This is a genomic window from Cupriavidus consociatus, from assembly GCF_017814975.1.
GTDB classification, from domain to species: Bacteria; Pseudomonadota; Gammaproteobacteria; order Burkholderiales; family Burkholderiaceae; genus Cupriavidus; species Cupriavidus consociatus.
Genome location: NZ_JAGIQA010000009.1, coordinates 54,554 through 71,346, shown reverse-complemented (window position 1 = coordinate 71,346; position 16,793 = coordinate 54,554). Strand labels below are relative to the sequence as shown.

Annotated in this window: 16 protein-coding genes; 6 read left to right on the top strand and 10 right to left on the bottom strand. The window is 68.0% G+C overall.

What is annotated here, in order from left to right:
• Window positions 1-92 precede the first annotated feature (92 nt).
• On the bottom strand, window positions 93-638 hold the full coding sequence (locus J8I82_RS14315) for a GNAT family N-acetyltransferase (RefSeq protein WP_209758482.1): 546 nt from the start codon (window positions 636-638) through the stop codon (window positions 93-95).
• Window positions 639-903: 265 nt separating this feature from the next.
• Here J8I82_RS14315 and J8I82_RS14310 point away from each other — a divergent pair, with 265 nt between their 5' ends.
• Entirely contained in the window at window positions 904-1,140 is a 237-nt protein-coding gene (locus tag J8I82_RS14310; protein WP_209758480.1) for a hypothetical protein, read from the top strand.
• A 9-nt stretch (window positions 1,141-1,149) separates the two neighbouring features.
• On the opposite strand, the gene J8I82_RS14305 is transcribed toward J8I82_RS14310, so the two are convergent.
• Window positions 1,150-2,511, bottom strand: coding sequence for an MFS transporter (locus J8I82_RS14305; RefSeq protein WP_280906962.1), 1,362 nt, complete (start codon window positions 2,509-2,511; stop codon window positions 1,150-1,152).
• 76 nt (window positions 2,512-2,587) lie between these two features.
• Window positions 2,588-4,333, bottom strand: coding sequence for an IlvD/Edd family dehydratase (locus J8I82_RS14300; protein WP_209758478.1), 1,746 nt, complete (start codon window positions 4,331-4,333; stop codon window positions 2,588-2,590).
• Window positions 4,334-4,558: 225 nt separating this feature from the next.
• Between J8I82_RS14300 and J8I82_RS14295 the strand changes: the two genes are divergently transcribed.
• Window positions 4,559-5,515, top strand: coding sequence for a LysR substrate-binding domain-containing protein (locus J8I82_RS14295; protein ID WP_209758476.1), 957 nt, complete (start codon window positions 4,559-4,561; stop codon window positions 5,513-5,515).
• 13 nt (window positions 5,516-5,528) lie between these two features.
• On the opposite strand, the gene J8I82_RS14290 is transcribed toward J8I82_RS14295, so the two are convergent.
• The 5 genes from J8I82_RS14290 to J8I82_RS14270 form a co-directional block, all read right to left on the bottom strand.
• Complete coding sequence (locus J8I82_RS14290; RefSeq protein ID WP_209758474.1) at window positions 5,529-6,086, bottom strand: DUF3016 domain-containing protein; 558 nt, start codon at window positions 6,084-6,086, stop codon at window positions 5,529-5,531.
• Window positions 6,087-6,173: 87 nt separating this feature from the next.
• Entirely contained in the window at window positions 6,174-7,349 is a 1,176-nt protein-coding gene (locus tag J8I82_RS14285; protein WP_209758471.1) for an L-rhamnonate dehydratase, read from the bottom strand.
• Window positions 7,350-7,439: 90 nt separating this feature from the next.
• Entirely contained in the window at window positions 7,440-8,471 is a 1,032-nt protein-coding gene (locus tag J8I82_RS14280; protein ID WP_209758469.1) for a 4-hydroxythreonine-4-phosphate dehydrogenase PdxA, read from the bottom strand.
• Between the two features lie 23 nt (window positions 8,472-8,494).
• The gene (locus tag J8I82_RS14275; protein WP_209758467.1) at window positions 8,495-9,463 is read right to left on the bottom strand and encodes a Bug family tripartite tricarboxylate transporter substrate binding protein; all 969 of its coding nucleotides are present in this window, start codon (window positions 9,461-9,463) and stop codon (window positions 8,495-8,497) included.
• Window positions 9,464-9,609: 146 nt separating this feature from the next.
• A complete protein-coding gene (locus J8I82_RS14270; protein WP_209758465.1) occupies window positions 9,610-10,557 on the bottom strand; it encodes a LysR substrate-binding domain-containing protein in 948 nt (315 codons plus the stop codon).
• Window positions 10,558-10,712: 155 nt separating this feature from the next.
• On the opposite strand from J8I82_RS14270, the gene J8I82_RS14265 reads away from it, so the two are divergent.
• Together J8I82_RS14265 and J8I82_RS14260 are read left to right on the top strand one after the other, a co-directional pair.
• Window positions 10,713-11,642: a dihydrodipicolinate synthase family protein gene (locus tag J8I82_RS14265; RefSeq protein ID WP_209758463.1), complete on the top strand. Its 930-nt coding sequence runs from the start codon at window positions 10,713-10,715 to the stop codon at window positions 11,640-11,642.
• Window positions 11,643-11,662: 20 nt separating this feature from the next.
• Window positions 11,663-13,237: an aldehyde dehydrogenase (NADP(+)) gene (locus J8I82_RS14260; protein ID WP_209758461.1), complete on the top strand. Its 1,575-nt coding sequence runs from the start codon at window positions 11,663-11,665 to the stop codon at window positions 13,235-13,237.
• Here the strand turns inward: J8I82_RS14260 and J8I82_RS14255 are convergent.
• Complete coding sequence (locus J8I82_RS14255; RefSeq protein ID WP_209758459.1) at window positions 13,234-14,160, bottom strand: LysR family transcriptional regulator; 927 nt, start codon at window positions 14,158-14,160, stop codon at window positions 13,234-13,236. The genes J8I82_RS14260 and J8I82_RS14255 overlap by 4 nt on opposite strands.
• Window positions 14,161-14,283: 123 nt before the next feature.
• Window positions 14,284-14,772 carry a SixA phosphatase family protein gene (locus J8I82_RS14250; protein WP_209758457.1) on the bottom strand — a complete coding sequence of 163 codons (489 nt, stop codon included), beginning with the start codon at window positions 14,770-14,772 and terminating at the stop codon, window positions 14,284-14,286.
• Between the two features lie 187 nt (window positions 14,773-14,959).
• Here J8I82_RS14250 and J8I82_RS14245 point away from each other — a divergent pair, with 187 nt between their 5' ends.
• A complete protein-coding gene (locus tag J8I82_RS14245; RefSeq protein ID WP_209758455.1) occupies window positions 14,960-15,619 on the top strand; it encodes a dienelactone hydrolase family protein in 660 nt (219 codons plus the stop codon).
• A gap of 116 nt (window positions 15,620-15,735) precedes the next feature.
• Window positions 15,736-16,785 (top strand): phytoene/squalene synthase family protein, encoded by a 1,050-nt coding sequence (locus J8I82_RS14240; RefSeq protein ID WP_209758452.1) that lies wholly within the window; start codon window positions 15,736-15,738, stop codon window positions 16,783-16,785.
• Window positions 16,786-16,793 lie beyond the last annotated feature (8 nt).

The window sequence follows — 16,793 nt, the reverse complement described above, 5'->3', positions numbered from 1 at the left end:
TGGCATGCCGGCGATGGTAGGCCAGGGGCAAGCAGTTCGGCAATGCCTGCCGCGCCCGCCTGCCCGTTATGCCAAGCCGCTATGCCAGCCCGTTACGCCAGCCGCCTGGCCAGCGCCGCCACGTCGGGCCAGGTCACGCGCCGCACCATGACGCGCAGGCCGGCCCCGTGGAAATCGTCCTCGAACGGTTCCGATGCCTCGCCGCCCAGCCGCTGGTAGAACTCGCGCGCCTGCGTATTGGCCTCGAGCACATAGAGGAACAGCGGCTGCCCCGGCCACCGCTGCGCCACGCGCTGCACGCAATGCGCCAGCAGCCGCTTGCCCACGCCCTGGCCATGGAAAGCCGGCAGGACATGCAGGTTGTCCAGGTAGATGCCGAACCGGGGCTCGGCCTCGGGCAACAGGCAGGCAAAGCCAGCGGCCACGCCATCGACCAGCGCCAGCGTGGCCTCCACGGGGCCATCCGCGCCCTCATGCATGCGCGCGCGCCAGGCCGCCAGCCGCTCCGGATAGGCCTGCTCGCGCAGGTACGCGTCCGGCAGCATGCCGGGATAGGTGTACTGCCAGCTGGCGGTGTGCATGGCGGCGAGCCGGTCGGCATCGGCGGCGGTGGCGGGAATCAGCGCGATATCAGGCATGGGGACGCGGGACGGGAGGGGACGGGAGGGGACGGGAAGGACACTGCGCAATCAGGACCGGGCGGCAAGGCGCGAGGCGCCCGAAGCACCGACCGTACGAGTAGCGCCATTGTGCCTGCGCCATGCCAAAGCTTGCAAAAGGCGGAGGAAGGGATTGCAATCGTGGTCTCCCGCACACTCCGCCTCCCACTGCCAGCAGCCACGGCAGCGGGAACGAAGGTTGCAGCAACCAGGCACAACCCGGCGCACGCAAAAGGAAGCCCTTATGTACATGGTCTACTGGTCCGAAGCCCACGGTTCCGGACTGACGCCGCACGCGCAGTCGTTTCCGAGCGAAGCGATGCGCGAGGCGCTGCACTTCACCGAAGCGCTGCGCCAGCGCCAGCATGCGGGCGAGCCGGTGAGCTTTGTCACGCTGTGCTCGGAAAACCCCAACTCGGTCGGCCGCGCCGGCGCGGCGGATCCGCCGCCCAACTATGAATGGAGGAAGCGGCGGCCGTGACGCCGGCGCTCAGGCGCGGGCCCGCGCTGCACCGGCCCGCGTCGCCGGCCGCAGCGCGGCGCGCACCACGAACGCCATCACCACCGCGAACACCAGCATTGCCGACAGGAAGTACAGCCCCGCGGCCAGGCTGCCGGTGGCGTCCTTGATCACGCCAATGCCATACGGCCCGAAGTAGCCGCCGAGGTTGGCCAGCGAGTTGATGGTGGCAATCCCCACCGCGGCGCTGGCGCCGGTCAGGAATTCGCCCGGCAGCGCCCACACCACCGCCTGGATCGAATAGATCGAGAACGCGGTCAGGCAGATAAACAGGAACTGCAGCACCGGCGACTGCACCCATGCGCTCAGCGCCATGGTGATCGCCGCCATCCCCGACACCACCACGATGTGGCCGTAGCGCTCGCCCTTGCGGTCCGAGTGGCGCGGCACCAGGTACAGGCCGATCACGGCGAACAGGTAGGGCACGGCCGACAGCAGGCCGGTCATCGCATCGGTCACGCCGAACTGCTTGATGATGGTCGGCAGCCATAGCGACAGCCCGTAGATGCTCAGCGGGAACGGCAGGAACAGCAGCGACAGCAGCAGCACGCGCTTGTCCTTGAGCGCCTGCAGCGGGTTGCCGTGCGGCTTGAGCGCATAGGCGGCCTGGTCGGCGGCGAGTTCGCGCTCGATCCAGGCGCGGTCGGCCGGTGCCAGCCATGCGGCACTGGCGGGCGATTCCGGCAGGATGCGCAGCGTGGGCAGGCACAGCAGCACCGCCGGCAGGCCGCTCAGCACGAACAGCGTCTGCCAGTTGGACATGCCGAACAGCCCCTGCGTCGACAGCACCAGGCCGGCAATCGGTCCGGTGATGATCAGCGCGATCGGCTGGGCCAGCACCAGCAGTCCGATGATGCGCGCGCGATGGCGCATCGGGAACCACTTGGTCAGGAAGTACAGGATGCCCGGATACAGGCCGGCTTCGGCCGCGCCCAGCAGGAAGCGCAGCACGTAGAAGCTGTGCGCGCCCTGCGTGAACGCCATCGCCATGGTGATCACGCCCCAGGTCAGCAGGATGCGCGCGAACCAGCGGCGCGCGCCGAAGCGCTCCAGCGCCAGGTTGCTCGGCACCTCGCACAGGAAGTAGCCGATGAAGAACAAACCCGCGCCCAGGCCATAGGCCGCGTCGCTGATGCCGAGCGCCGCGTTCATGTGCAGCTTGGCAAAGCCGACCACCGAGCGGTCGATATACGCCACCACGTAGATCAGCGCCAGGAACGGAATCAGCCGGCGCACCAGCATGCCGACGATGCGGGTCTCTTCCTGCGCCTGGGCGCCGGTCTCCTGTGCTGGGACGGCGCGCTCCAGCGGCGCGGTCTGTGTGCCTTGCATGGCTAGTCTCCTCTGTTCTTGTAAGGGGTCGCGCACGCGCCGCCGGGGCCGCGCGCATTCAATGCAATGGGATGGATCAGTGCGAGTGGCGCGGCACCTCGCGTCCGCGGCAGCCGACCAGGAAGTCGAGGTCGCAGCCCTCGTCCGCCTGCAGCACGTGGTTGACGTAGAGCTTGCGATAGCCGCCGTCGGCGGGCGCCTGCACCGGCTGCACGTCGGCCATGCGGCGCTCGAACTCGGCAGGGTCGATATCCAGGTGCAGGCGCCCGGCCTCGCAGTCCAGCTCGATCCAGTCGCCGTCGCGCACGATCGCCAGCGGCCCGCCGGCCGCGGCCTCCGGCGCCACGTGCAGCACCACGGTGCCGTAGGCGGTGCCGCTCATGCGCGCATCGGAAATGCGCACCATGTCCTTGATGCCCTGGCGCAGCAGCTTGGGCGGCAGGCCCATGTTGCCGACCTCGGCCATGCCGGGATAGCCGCGCGGGCCGCAGCGCTTGAGGACGAGCACCGAATTCTCGTCGACGTCGAGCGACTCGTCGACGATGCGCTCCTTGTAGTGCTCCAGGTTCTCGAACACCACCGCGCGGCCGCGGTGGCGCAGCAGCCTGGGCGTCGCCGCCGACGGCTTGAGCACTGCGCCGCGCGGCGACAGGTTGCCGCGCAGGATGCGGATGCTGCCGTCGCGGATCAGGGGCTGGTCCAGCGGGCGGATGACTTCGTCGTTGGTGATCGGCGCATCCCTCACGTTGTCCCAGATCGCCTTGCCATTGACGGTCAGCGCGCCCGGATGCGGCAGCAGGCCGCCCTCGCCCATGCGGCGCAGCACCGCGGGCAGGCCGCCGGCGTAGTAAAACTCCTCCATCAGGAAGCGGCCCGACGGCATCAGGTCGACGATGGTCGGCGTGTCGCGCCCCACGTTGCTCCAGTCTTCCAGCTCCAGCGGCACGCCGATGCGGCCGGCGATCGCCTTCAGGTGGATCACGGCGTTGGTCGAGCCGCCGATCGCGGCATTGACGCGGATCGCGTTCTCGAACGCCTGGCGCGTCAGGATCTTCGACAGCGTCAGGTCCTCGCGCGCCATCTCGACGATGCGGATGCCGGACATGTGTGCCAGCACGTAGCGGCGCGAATCGACCGCCGGGATCGCTGCGTTGTGCGGCAGCGACGTGCCCAGCGCCTCGGCCATGCACGCCATGGTCGAGGCGGTGCCCATGGTGTTGCAGGTACCGGCCGAGCGCGACATGCCGGCTTCGGCCGACAGGAACTGGTGCAGGTTGATCTCGCCCGCCTTGAGCGACTCATGCAGCTGCCACACCGCCGTGCCCGAGCCGATGTCCTTGCCGTCGAGCTTGCCGTTGAGCATGGGCCCGCCGGTGACGACGATGGCCGGCACGTCGCAGCTGGCCGCGCCCATCAGCAGCGCCGGCGTGGTCTTGTCGCAGCCGGTCAGCAACACCACCGCATCGATCGGATTGCCGCGGATCGCTTCCTCCACGTCCATCGCGGCCAGGTTGCGGGTCAGCATGGCGGTCGGGCGCAGGTTCGATTCGCCGTTGGAAAACACCGGAAATTCCACCGGAAAGCCGCCGGCCTCGTACACGCCGCGCTTGACGTGCTCGGCCAGCTTGCGGAAATGCGCGTTGCAGGGCGTGAGTTCCGACCACGTATTGCAGATGCCGATCACCGGGCGGCCATCGAATGCATGCTCGGGAATGCCCTGGTTCTTCATCCAGCTGCGATACATGAAGCCGTTCTTGTCGGCGGTGCCGAACCACGCCGTCGAGCGCAGCGGCTTGCGTTGCTTGTCCTTGGAATCCGACATGTTGTTCCTGTGGCGAGGGCCGCCTGGGCCGGCGGCGAAGATAGCAGGGACGACGGATCCAGCGGCATCGCATCATGGCGGCGCACCACGCTGTCTCCGGTCGTTGTTGTTTTGTCGGACGGAGTGTATGCAGCTCGCCGATATGCTACTAATGAAGAGTTCGGCATTTGCGATATCGATATCCGCATTGGTATTTACCCTATGGCAGCCCCCAACCTTTCCCCCATGACAGTTGCGGCTCCAGCGGCACCCGCCTGGCACAGCCACACCCGCCTCAAGACGCGCCAACTGCTGCTACTGCTGGCCGTCGCCGACGAAGGCAGCATCCATCGCGCCGCGGAACGGCTGGCGATGACCCAGCCGGCCGCTTCGAAGCTGCTGCGCGAGCTGGAAGAGATGCTGTCGGTACCGCTGTTCGAGCGCCTGCCGCGTGGCATGGCGCCGACGGACTACGGCCGCGCGATGATCCGGCACGCGCGCGCGGTGATCGGCAGCCTCAACCAGGCGCGCGAGGAAGTGCTGGCGCTGAAGGCGGGCCGGCTCGGCCATGTGGCGATCGGCGCGATCACCTCGCCCGGCGTGCGGCTGCTGCCGCCGGCGATCGCGCGGGTGAAGGCAAGCTATCCGGGATTGCGGGTCTCGGTGGAAATCGACAACAGCAACGTGCTGCTCGACCGGCTCGGGCAGGAAAAGCTGGACATGGTGGTCGCGCGGCTGTTCCCCGAGCACGACAAGGGCAGGCTGCGCTACGAGCCGATGGCGGAAGAGCCGGTATGCGCCGTGGTGCGGCCCGGCCACCCGATGCTGGCAGCGCCCGCCCTGTCGCTGGCCGACACCACCGACGCCGCCTGGCTGATCCCGCCGGCCGGCACGGTGCTGCGCCACCGTTTCGAGCTGATGTTCCAGCGCGCCAGCCTGGCGCCGCCGACCAATGTGGTGGAAACCGCCGCGCTGCTGTTCCTGACGCGCATGGTGACGCAGTCAGACATGATCGCAGTGCTGACGGCGGATGTCGCGCAGTACTACGCGGCGTTCGGCATGGTGGAGGTGCTGCCGATGGCCATGCCCTGCCATATGGACGACTTTGGCCTGATCACGCCGACCGACCGGCTGATGTCGCCCGGCGCACTGCTGGTCGCGGATGCGCTGCGCGAGACGGCGCAGCGCATCTACGCCGAGTAGTGCCAGCGTCGGATCATCCCTGTCCGGTCTGGCGTGCTGCGATCCGGCGCCTGACGGTCTCGTCAAACCAGCGGTCCATCATCGCCTTTTCATAGCGCAGCCTGTCGCTCTGGCTGTAGACGTTCACGCCCATGTTGAAATTCTGGTCGGAGATACGCTGCTCGCCGCTGCCGATCACGGCACCGTCGCTGCTGCGCAGTTCATAGCGCAGCGTCATGCGCGGCCAGGTGACATCGCGCACGATACGGACGTCATAGCCGCGCACGCGCCATGGCTCGAAGTGTCCCGCGAGATCGACATCGAGCACCTCGATATTCAGCGCATAGCCCGGCGGCAGGTAGCGCGCCGCCAGCTCGTCGAAGTGGCGGCGGATATCGTTCATCACCTGCGCGCGCTCGCGGTCGCTGCCGTATGCGCTGCGGTAGGCGGCATCGGTGTAAGTGTCGGAATGGGGGAAGGAAACGGTCAGCGTTCCGGCAGGCGGCGCGGCGAAGGCACTGATGGCGCCGATGGCACACATCAGTCCCATGGGCGCCGCGCAGGCGGCCAGCAGACGGCGGGATCTGGCCATGGCGAACTCCAGGACAAGGGCACTACGCCTCTTGATGCCTCTTGATTGTAGTGCGCCAGGGCCAGTCAGCCAGCGGCAGCCACTCCGTCAGCCGATGATATTGAACTGGCTGAAGTACTCCTCATTCAACTCCAGGCCCAGTCCCGGCAAGTTGTCGTCAAGCTGCAGGTAGCCGTTGTCCGGCGCCGGGTCGCCCTTGAAGATGTAGTAGAACAGCTCGTTGCCGACCTCGACGTCGTGCACCGGGAAGTACTCCGACATCGGCGAAGCGGTCGACGCCAAGGTCAGGTGGTAGTTGTGCATCTGTCCCGCGTGCGGGATCACCGGCACCGACCAGGCCTCGGCCATGGCGTTGATCTTCTGCGCCGCGGTGATGCCGCCGACGCGGTTGGTGTCGTACTGGATCACGTCGACGGCGCGACGCTCCAGCAGGTCCTTGAAGCCGTACGAAGTGAACTCGTGCTCGCCGCCGGAGATCGGGAACGGGCTCGCCTTCTTCAGTTCGACATAGCCTTCGATATCGTCGGCGATCACCGGCTCTTCCAGCCAGCGGGGATTGAACTCCGCCAGGCGCGGCAGCATGCGGCGCGCGTATTCCAGCGTCCAGCCCATGTAGCACTCCAGCATGATGTCGACGCCGTCGCCGACCAGCTCGCGCAGCAATCGCGCCTGCTCGATGTTCTTCTGCATGCCGGCGGGGCCGTCCTTGGGGCCGTAGCCGAAGCGCATCTTCATCGCGGTAAAGCCCTGGTCCAGGTAGCCTTGCGCTTCGGCCAGGAAGGCATCGCGGTCGTCGTTGTTGTACAGCTTGGAGGCATAGCACCAGATCTTTTCCTTGGTGCGCCCGCCCAGCAGCTTGAACACCGGCTTGCCCACGGCCTTGCCCATCAGGTCCCACAGCGCGATATCGACCGCAGAGATCGCCGCCATGCCGATGCCCTTGCGGCCCCAGGCGTGGGTGCGGCGGTACATCTTCTGCCACAGGTATTCGTTGTCGAAGGGATCCTGGCCGATCACTACCGGCGCCAGGTACTCGTCGACGATCTGCTTGGCCACGCGCGGGGCCAGCGCGCAGTTGCCGATGCCGACCAGGCCGGTGTCGGTCTCGATCTCGACCACCATCCAGCCGTGGAAGCGGAACGAGCCCATGGCGTCGCCGCGCTCGAACAGGATGTCGGTGGCGTTGGTGCAGAAATGCGCCTGCGGCGGCACGGTCTTGCCCTTCCATTCGAAGACGCGGGCGCGGACGTTGGTGATCTTCATGTTCAGCTCCTGATGGCAATGCGTTGGCGCGAACGCTCCCCGGCCGCGCCGGGGGCGGTCATGCTGGATCCGGTATGTATGGACGAGTGGCTAGGCGCTTGCGGCGGTGCGTGCGGCGGCGCGCCGTTGCGCACCCATGCGGCAGGCGATCTGGAACGCCTGCCGCGTGGCGCCGGGATCGGCGCGGCCCTGCTGTGTGATATCGAACGCGGTGCCATGCGCCGGCGTGGTGATCGGCACCGGCAGCCCGCCCTGCACCGTCACGCCGCGCGAGAAGCCCATCAGCTTGATGCCGATCTGCCCCTGGTCGTGGTACATGGTGACGATGGCGTCGAACTGCCGCTGCGACGGGCCGCCCTGCACCTTCAGGAAGATGGTGTCGGCCGGGAACGGGCCTTCGGCATTCACGCCGCGCCCGCGCGCCGCAGCGACGGCAGGCGCGATCACGTCGATCTCTTCGCGGCCGAAGGCACCGTTGTCGCCGTTGTGCGGGTTCAGGCCGCACACGGCGATGCGCGGGCTCGCCATGCCGGCGCGGCGCAGCGCCTGGTCGATCAGGTCGATGGCGGCGCCGACGCGTTCCGGCGTGATCATCGCCGGCACGTCCTTGAGCGCTACGTGCGAGGTCACACGCGAGGTCCACAGGCCGTCGAGCACGTTGAATTCGCAGAAATTGCCGTGGTAGCCGAGTTGCTCGGCAAACCAGTGCAGCTCGTCGCTGTGGTCCATGCCCGCGGCGTGCAGCGAGCTTTTATTGAGCGGCCCGAACAGGATCGAGTCTGCCTGGCCCGACTGCGCCAGCTGCAGCGCCAGCGACAGCGTGCCCAGGCTGTAGCGGCCGCCCTCGGCGCTGGACGCGCCGCGCGGATACGCGGGCTTGCCGTCCAGTTCCCAGTGGTAGAGGCGCGGCGCGCCTGGCGCGAGTGCGGGCGTATCGGTCTCGGCCAGCGCCAGCTCGACGCCCGCCACCTGCATGCCGCGGCGCCATTCGTCGCGGTCGGCGATCAGCAGGATGTCGGCCTGTTCGCTGGTGGCCGGGTCGGCCAGCAGGCGCGCGATCAGTTCGGGGCCGATGCCGGCGGGATCGCCCAGCACCATCGCGATTCGTGGACGTGAAGTCATGAAATTACTCTTGAAATTCAGGCTCAGTCGAGCTTGACGCCAAGCTCGGCGATCAGCTTGCCATAGCGCGCGTACTCGGCACGCGAGAAGGCATCGAACTGCGCAGCGGTCAGCGTGCCGGGTACGGCCCCCACGTCGGCCAGCCTGCGCACGGTATCCGGATCCTTGATCACGGTCGACAGCGCGGTGCCCAGCTTCTGCAGCGTGGCGGGCGGCGTGCCAGCCGGCGCATAGACGCCGTACCAGGCATTCATCTGGATGCCCGGCACGCCAGCCTCGGCCAGCGTCGGCACATTGGGCAGCAGCGCCGAGCGCTTGTCCGCGGTCACCGCCAGCGCGCGCAGCTTGCCGGCCTTGATATGGCTGATCACAGACGGCATGGTCTCGAAGCTCATGTCCACCTGGCCGCCCATCAGGTCGACCAGCGCGCTGCTGCTGCTCTTGTATGGCACGTGCAGCAGCTTGCCCTGGATCTGGCGCGCAAACGCGGCGCCGGCCAGGTGCTGGGTGCTGCCGACGCCCGACGAGCTGAAGCGGAACTTGTCCGGGCTGGCCTTGATCTCCGCGACCAGCGCCTTGACGTCGCGCGCCTGCACCTGGTTGTTGACCACCAGCACGTTAGGCACCGACGACACCAGCGCCACCGGCGCCAGGTCCTTGAGCGGGTCGAACTGCAGCTTGAGCAGGTGCGGCGCGATCGCCTGCGAGGTGACCACGCCCATCAGCAGCGTGTTGCCATCCGGCGCGGCCTTGGCGGTGATGTCCGCGGCGATGGTATTGGAGGCGCCGGGGCGGTTGTCGACCACGACGGGCTGCTTCAACTGTGCGGCGAGCTTGTCGGAGACGATGCGCGCCATCACGTCGGTGCCGCCGCCAGGCGCGGCCCCCACCATCAGGCGCACCGGCCGGGTGTCCTGCGCCCAGGCGCTGGTCGTCACTGCAGCGGCCACCGTGGCCAGGCCGGCGAGTGCGCCGGCAATCCTTGTCTTCATCGCTGTCTCCGATTTGCTGTCCGGCTCTGGTGGCGCGGATGAGCAGACTATATGGGCATCAGCGATTCGCTACTACTGACGTTTTTTGAACTGGCGATCACTTGGAGTTATACCTGGGTTATACCTGGGCTATGCCTTGGCCTGGGTTATGCCGCTAAGGCCGCCTTGCCCGCCTGCGCTTTCAGGATCGCCACCAGTTGCCGCGCGGAAGCGGACAAGGCGCCGCCGCGCCGCGTGACGATGCCGAAGGTTTCCTGCCGCGATTGCAGCGTCACGGGCAGGATGCGCAGCATCTTCTGGCGCACGAACAGCTGCGCCACGCTGGCCGGCAGCAGCGATACCAGCCCGGGATCGCGCTGGAGCATCGCCACGGTGATCAGCGCCGACGACGTGGAAATGGCATTGGCGGGGAAGCTGACCCCGGCATGGTCCAGTTCGCGCTGCAGCAGCGCATGCATCGGCATGTGCCCCGCGTAAGTGATCCAGCGATAACCGGCGAGGTCGCCGAAGTCCATCGCCCGTGCCCGGGACGCTGGATGGAGGTGGCCGACCACCACGGATACCTGCTCGTCGCCCAGCGGGTGGTAGTGGTACTTGCCGGGTTCGTCGCTGACCAGCGAGCGGCCGAGCACGAGATCGAGATGGCCGTCATCGAGCTGGCCGAGCAGGCGCAGGCTGGTGTCCTCGATGATCTCGAGCGCCAGGTCCGGATGCGCCTGTCGCAACTGCTCGAGCGCCGGCACCAGCACACCCGGTATCGCGCCCATGATCACGCCGACGGCGACGCGCCCGCCACTTCCCGCGCGGATGCCGGCCACTTCCTCGCACATCGCACCCAGGTCCGCCACCAGCTGCCGTGCATGGCGGATCACGCAATGGCCGAAGGCGTTGGGGCGCATGCCGCGCTTGGAGCGCTCGAACAGCGGCGCTTCCAGCATGCCTTCCAGTTCCTGCAGCGACTTGCTGGCGGCCGACTGGGTCATTGCCATCGCGGCCGCGGCCTGGTGCAGCGACTGGCGCTCGTCCAGCGCGATCAATAGCTGCAGCTGCTTCATGCGCAAGCGGCCGGTGAGAGTGTCCAGAGTGGATTTCATGCTGGGATTTGTGAGTAGCAAAAGCGATCACCAGATGGAAAGGTTTCAATATACAGCCCCACTGCCCTGCTCGTATATTGGCCCGACCTGATTGACTGCCCCGATTGACAACTCACAACCCGCGCTGGCCGCGTGCCAGCCGCAAGGAGGAGACCATGACCCGATCCCAGGCGCCCGTCTACCGCGGCGTATTCCCGGTCGCACCGACCATTTTCGACGAGCAAGGCGGCCTCGACCTCGACGGCCAGCGCCGCTGCATCGACTTCATGATCGACGCCGGGTCGCACGGCATCTGCATCCTGGCCAACTTCTCCGAGCAGTTCGTGCTGACCGACGACGAGCGCAGCGTGCTGATGAAGACCGTGCTGGAGCACGTGGACGGCCGCGTGCCGGTGATCGTCACCACCACGCATTTCAGCTCGCGCATCTGCGCCGAGCGCAGCCGCGCGGCGCAGGACGCCGGCGCCGCCATGGTGATGGTGATGCCGCCTTACCACGGCGCCACCATCCGCGTGCCCGAGCGCGGCATCTACGACTTCTTCGCCACGGTCTCCGATGCCATCGACATCCCCATCATGATCCAGGACGCGCCGGTCAGCGGCACCACGCTGTCGGCACCCTTTCTCGCCCGCATGGCGCGCGAGCTGGCCAACGTCTCGTACTTCAAGATCGAAGTGCCGCAGGCAGCGGCCAAGCTGCGCGAACTGATCGAGCTGGGGGGCGACGCCATCGTCGGCCCGTGGGATGGCGAGGAAGCCATCACGCTGATGGCCGATCTGGAAGCCGGCGCCACCGGCGCGATGACCGGCGCGGGCTTCCCCGACGGCATCCGCCAGATCCTGGATGCGTGGCAGGCAGGCGACGCCGAGCTGGCGGCGCAGCGCTACCAGCAGTGGCTGCCGCTGATCAACTACGAGAACCGGCAGGGGTGGCTGGCGACCAGCAAGGCGTTGATGAAGGAAGGCGGGGTGATTGCCTCGGACGCCGTACGCCATCCGCTGCAGCCGATGCATCCGGCCACGCGCGAGGGGCTGCTGAAGATTGCGCGGCGGCTGGATCCGCTGGTGCTGCGCTGGGCCCGTTGAACCTCAAGCAAGGACAAGACATGACGCTCTCAGGCGACCTCCTGATCGGCCGCCGCGCGGTTCGCGGCACCCATGGCACGCTGCACGCCGTCGACGCCGCCACCGGCGCCACGCTCGAACCCGCCTTCGGCGGTGCCACGCCGGCACAGCTCGACCAAGCCTGTGCGCTGGCATGGCAGGCCTTCGACACCTATCGCGAGATCGCGCCCGCGCGGCGCGCCGAATTCCTCGAAGCCATCGCCGCGAATATCCTCGCGCTGGACGACGCGCTGATCGACCGCTGCGTCGCCGAATCCGGCCTGCCGCGCGGCCGCATCGAAGGCGAGCGCGGCCGCACTGTCGGCCAGTTGCGCCTGTTCGCCGGCATGCTGCGCCAGGGCGATTTCCTGGAACTGCGCGTGGACCCGGCCCAGCCCGAGCGCCAGCCGCTGCCGCGCCCCGACCTGCGCCTGCGCCATATCCCGCTGGGCCCCGTCGCGGTCTTCGGCGCCAGCAACTTCCCGCTGGCGTTCTCGGTCGCGGGCGGCGATACCGCATCCGCACTGGCCGCCGGCTGCCCCGTCATCGTCAAGGCGCATCCGGCGCACCCCGGCACGTCCGAGCTGGTCGGCCGTGCCATCCAGCAGGCCGCGGCGGAGCTGGACCTGCCCGAGGGCACCTTCTCGCTGCTGTTCGACACCGGGCTGGAAATCGGCCAGGGACTGGTGGCGGACCGGCGCATCAAGGCAGTCGGCTTCACCGGCTCGCGCGCCGGCGGCCAGGCGCTGATGGCGATCGCCGCGGCACGTCCGGAGCCGATTCCCGTGTTTGCGGAGATGAGCAGCATCAATCCCGTGCTGCTGTTCCCGCATGCGCTGGCCAACCGTGCGCAAGCCATCGGCGCGGCCTTTGCCAGTTCGCTGACATTGGGCGCCGGACAGTTCTGCACCAATCCCGGACTGGTTCTGGCAATAGAAAGCGCAGGCCTGGACCAGTTCCTGGAAGCCGCGGCCGCAAGCCTGGCGGACATCGGCGCGCAGAGCATGCTGAGCGCCGGCATCCTGCGCGCCTACTGCAACGGCGTCGGCACGCTCGCGCAGCATGCGCAGGTACAGCTGGTGGCGCGCGGCCAGGCAGGCAGCACGTTGCAAGGGCAGGCGGCGCTGTTCAGCACCAGCGCCGAGGCCTTCCTGGCCGACCAGACGCTGCGCCACGAAGTCTTTGGTGCGTCGTCGCTGGTGGTGCGCTGCCGCGATGTGGCGGAAATGCGGCGCGTGGTCGAATCGCTGGAGGGCCAGCTTACCGCCGCGCTGCATATCGACCCCGCCGACCATGACACCGCGCGCACGCTGCTGCCCGCGCTGGAGCGCCTGGCGGGCCGCATTCTGGTCAATGGCTTCGGCACCGGCGTGGAAGTCGGACACGCCATGGTCCACGGCGGCCCCTGGCCCGCCACGTCCGATGGCCGCTCGACCTCGGTCGGCAGCCTCGCGATCGCGCGCTTCGTGCGGCCAGTCAGCTACCAGGACATGCCGGCGGACCTGCTGCCCGCCTCGCTGCGCCCCGACAGCGAGCAGCGCCACGCCTGGCGCCTCGACGGCAAGCTGCAGCGCTAGCGCGACAGCGCCAGCAGCATATCGATCAGCAGGCTCATCGATGCGGTCGGCGGGCGCCCGCGCCGCGTGACGATGCCGTATGGCCCCAGCTTGCGCGGCAGCGGCAACGGCAGCACCGCCAGCGCGCCGAGGCGGCCGTAGTACGCCGCCACCGACTCCGGCAGCACCGCGATCAGCTCGCTGTCGGCGAGCAGCGACGTGGTCATCAGCACCGCGGCGGTCTCGATGGTCGACGGCGGGGCCGGCACGCCCGCATCCTCGAACGAGCGGTCGATCAGCGCGCGCATCGGACTGGGCCGTGGCTGCATGATCCACGGGTAGCGGGTCAGCTCCGCGAACGTCAGCTTGCGCCGCCGCGCCAGCGGGTGCTGCGGCCCAACCACGATCGCCAGGCCCTCGTCGCCAAGCTGCTCGAACTCGAGGCTGCTACTGTCCCAGCCATCGGGCACGCGGCCCAGCACGATATCGAGCTGGTCGCGCTCCAGCAGCGGCACCAGCAGGTCGCTGGTCTCCACCTGCACCGCCACCTCCAGCCGCGGATGGTCGCGGTTCAGCCGCCGGATCACCTCGGCCAGCAGGCCAGGCGTCGGCGCCATCACCGCGCCGACGCGCACGCGCCCGATCTTGCCCGACTCGAGCGCCACCAGCTCGTCGCGCAAGCCGTCCATGTCGGCAAACACCAGCCTGGCATAGCGCGTGGCCGCCATTCCGAAGCGCGTCGCACGCAGCCCGCGCGCATGGCGCTCGAACAGCGGCACGCCCAGCAGGTCTTCCATGTCCTGCAACATCTTGCTGACGGCGGGCTGCGTCAACGTCAGCGCCTCGGCCGCCTGCCGCAGCGAGCCGCGCTCCTCCACCGCCAGCAGCAGGCGCAGGTGCTGCATCTTGAGGCGGCCGTGGAGGGTGCTGACGGGTGGAATCATGGGGTGGGACGACGGGCAGAAAAGCATGAAGGCAGGCTTTCGCCTGCGATCGCAAATTCTTATCGCTTCGCCCCGGATGGTCAAGCCGGAGATATCGCTGCAGCGCCCACGCCCGACCTTCGACTACGACTTCCCGGGCGAATCCAGCGAGACTTTCGACGGGGTGATGTCCCCGACATCCGCCCACGACTTGGTGTCGAAACGGAACCTGGCGACGGCACAGGTCGGCATGTCGGTGATCTCGCCCGACAGGCGCTGTGCGAAGTCAGTGAATTCGGGGTTGTGGCCGAACAACATCACGCTGCCAAGCTTCTTGTCGAGCGCACGAACAACAGCCAGCAGCTCATCCGCACTGCTGGCGTACAGGCGGTCATCGATCGCGATATCCTTGCGCGCATAGCCGAGTTCGTCGGCGATCAGGTGCGCCGTGGCCAGCGCGCGCACGGCCGGACTCGACACGAGCAGATCCGGCTTTACCTTGCGCTCGGCCAGGCGCTTGCCCATTTCCGGGGCATCGCGCTGCCCGCGATCGTCCAGCGGCCGCTCGCGGTCTGGCAAGGACGGGTCATCGCGGCTTGACTTGGCGTGGCGGACGAGAAACAGGGTCTTCATGGCCTCTCCTGATGCATCGGGACGTTGGTCGATCGCGGTCGATCGCTGGTGGATTGCTTGACGATTCCGCGCGTCAGCGGACCAGCAGGGGCGGCTGGCCTCCCCGCTACGCTCGCCCTATAGTGGACTGCGATGGGGCCGATTGCAACGCAGGCAGCGTCGAAGCGCCATCTTCCGGAGGGCGGCCATGCGCAGCAGCAGTGCAGATGCCATCGACGTTGTGATCCCCGCGGGTGGCGTGGCGTTGCAAGGCATGCTGGCCTTGCCGCCAGGCGCAGGCGCCCTGGTACTGTTCGCACACGGCACCGGCAGTTCCCGGCATAGCCCGCGCAATCGGTATGTGGCCGCCGAGCTCAACCGCTGCGGCATGGGAACGCTGTTGATGGACCTGCTCATGCCGGACGAGGACCAGGTGCAGGCGATCCGCTTCGACGTCGGGCTGCTGGCATCGCGCCTGGCGCAGGCGACCGACTGGCTGGTGCGGCAGCAAGGCGTGCCAACGAAGCTGGGCTACTTCGGCGCCAGCATCGGTGCCGCCGCGTCGATCCGTGCCGCCAGCCAGTCGCCGATCCCGATACACGCGATCGTTTCACGCGGCGGCAGGGTCGACCTGGCGGGCGCCGATGCGCTGGCGAATCTGCTTGCGCCCACCATGCTGATCATCGGCGGGCTGGATGTGAGCGTCATTGAACGCAATGAGTTCGCCTTCGCCCAGCTCAAGTGCCAGAAGAAGCTGGTGATCGTTCCCGGCGCCTCCCATTTGTTCGAGGAACCCGGAGCACTGGAATCCGTCGCCCGCCTGGCGTCGCAGTGGTTCGAGCGTTATCTGGGCAAAGCCTTGCCCTGAGTAGCGCCCGCGGATCCAGGACCTGCCCGTTGCGCCAAAGGTACAATGCCCGGGCCGGCCTGCGGCCAGGCGGGCCATGCCATTCCGCAAACCTCTCAGGGAACAGGACACCACCCATGCGCGAACCCAGCCGGGCGTTCCTCCTCGGTCCGCTGCTCAAAGGCGTCTCGCGTTCGTTCTACCTCACGCTGCGCGTGCTGCCCGCGCGGATGCGCGATCCGGTCGGGCTGGCCTACCTGCTGGCGCGTGCCGCCGACACGATCGCTGATACGGCGCTGGTTGCGCCGGAATGCCGGCTGGCGTTGCTGCTGTCGTTGCGTGACCAGGTCAACGGCAACACGGATGGCGCGGCGTCGGCGCTCCGCATCGCGACGGAGATGGCTCACCACCAGGAGCACCCGGATGAGCGGATCCTGCTCGAGTCGCTCGATCCCGCGCTGGCGGTGCTCACGCAGCTGGAACCGGCTGACCGGCAAGCGGTAAGGCAGATCGTCTCCACCCTCAGCGAAGGCATGGAATTCGACCTGCGCACGTTCCCCGACGAGCGCGCCGGCCGCATCGTGGCACTGCCCGACCTGGCGGCGCTGGACCACTACACCTACATGGTCGCCGGATGCGTCGGCGAATTCTGGACCCACATGACCGCGGCGCACGTGCCGGGTGCGATCAATGGAGACCTCGGCGCCATGCTGCGCAGCGGGATCCGCTTCGGCAAGGCGTTGCAGATGACCAATGTGCTGCGCGACTGCGGCAAGGACCTGCGCATCGGCCGCTGCTACCTGCCGGCGTCGCTGCTGGTTCAGCACGGGCTGGGTCCGCAGGACTTGCTGCTGCCGGACGCCTCGGTGCGCGCGCATGCCCTGATGCGGTCGCTTTCCGGCATGACGCTGGCGCATTTCCATGAAGCCATGGCCTATACGCTGGCCATCCCGCGGCGTTTCGTCCGGCTGCGGCTGGCGTGCCTGTGGCCGATCCTGATCGGCATGGAAACCTTGCTGCTGCTGGTGCGCAACGAACACTGGCTGGACCCGGCCAGGGCCTCGAAGATGCCGCGCCGCGAGGTCTACCGCATGGTTGCGTCTTCACTGCCGATGGTCTGGTCGAACGGCTTGCTGCGCAGCTGGTTTGCGCGGCAGGTGCGCAGCATCGAAGCCGTCATCGGCTGACCTGGTCC

Excerpts from the sequence above, each read along its gene's own strand:
- J8I82_RS14295 (WP_209758476.1), top strand. The coding sequence starts at position 4,559 with ATGACAGTTGCGGCTCCAGCGGCACCCGCCTGGCACAGCCACACCCGC.
- J8I82_RS14305 (WP_280906962.1), bottom strand. The coding sequence starts at position 2,511 with ATGCAAGGCACACAGACCGCGCCGCTGGAGCGCGCCGTCCCAGCACAG.
- J8I82_RS14275 (WP_209758467.1), bottom strand. The coding sequence starts at position 9,463 with ATGAAGACAAGGATTGCCGGCGCACTCGCCGGCCTGGCCACGGTGGCC.
- J8I82_RS14300 (WP_209758478.1), bottom strand. The coding sequence starts at position 4,333 with ATGTCGGATTCCAAGGACAAGCAACGCAAGCCGCTGCGCTCGACGGCG.
- J8I82_RS14245 (WP_209758455.1), top strand. The coding sequence starts at position 14,960 with ATGCGCAGCAGCAGTGCAGATGCCATCGACGTTGTGATCCCCGCGGGT.
- J8I82_RS14255 (WP_209758459.1), bottom strand. The coding sequence starts at position 14,160 with ATGATTCCACCCGTCAGCACCCTCCACGGCCGCCTCAAGATGCAGCAC.
- J8I82_RS14270 (WP_209758465.1), bottom strand. The coding sequence starts at position 10,557 with ATGAAATCCACTCTGGACACTCTCACCGGCCGCTTGCGCATGAAGCAG.
- J8I82_RS14290 (WP_209758474.1), bottom strand. The coding sequence starts at position 6,086 with ATGGCCAGATCCCGCCGTCTGCTGGCCGCCTGCGCGGCGCCCATGGGA.
- J8I82_RS14315 (WP_209758482.1), bottom strand. The coding sequence starts at position 638 with ATGCCTGATATCGCGCTGATTCCCGCCACCGCCGCCGATGCCGACCGG.
- J8I82_RS14280 (WP_209758469.1), bottom strand. The coding sequence starts at position 8,471 with ATGACTTCACGTCCACGAATCGCGATGGTGCTGGGCGATCCCGCCGGC.
- J8I82_RS14250 (WP_209758457.1), bottom strand. The coding sequence starts at position 14,772 with ATGAAGACCCTGTTTCTCGTCCGCCACGCCAAGTCAAGCCGCGATGAC.
- J8I82_RS14260 (WP_209758461.1), top strand. The coding sequence starts at position 11,663 with ATGACGCTCTCAGGCGACCTCCTGATCGGCCGCCGCGCGGTTCGCGGC.
- J8I82_RS14310 (WP_209758480.1), top strand. The coding sequence starts at position 904 with ATGTACATGGTCTACTGGTCCGAAGCCCACGGTTCCGGACTGACGCCG.
- J8I82_RS14265 (WP_209758463.1), top strand. The coding sequence starts at position 10,713 with ATGACCCGATCCCAGGCGCCCGTCTACCGCGGCGTATTCCCGGTCGCA.
- J8I82_RS14285 (WP_209758471.1), bottom strand. The coding sequence starts at position 7,349 with ATGAAGATCACCAACGTCCGCGCCCGCGTCTTCGAATGGAAGGGCAAG.
- J8I82_RS14240 (WP_209758452.1), top strand. The coding sequence starts at position 15,736 with ATGCGCGAACCCAGCCGGGCGTTCCTCCTCGGTCCGCTGCTCAAAGGC.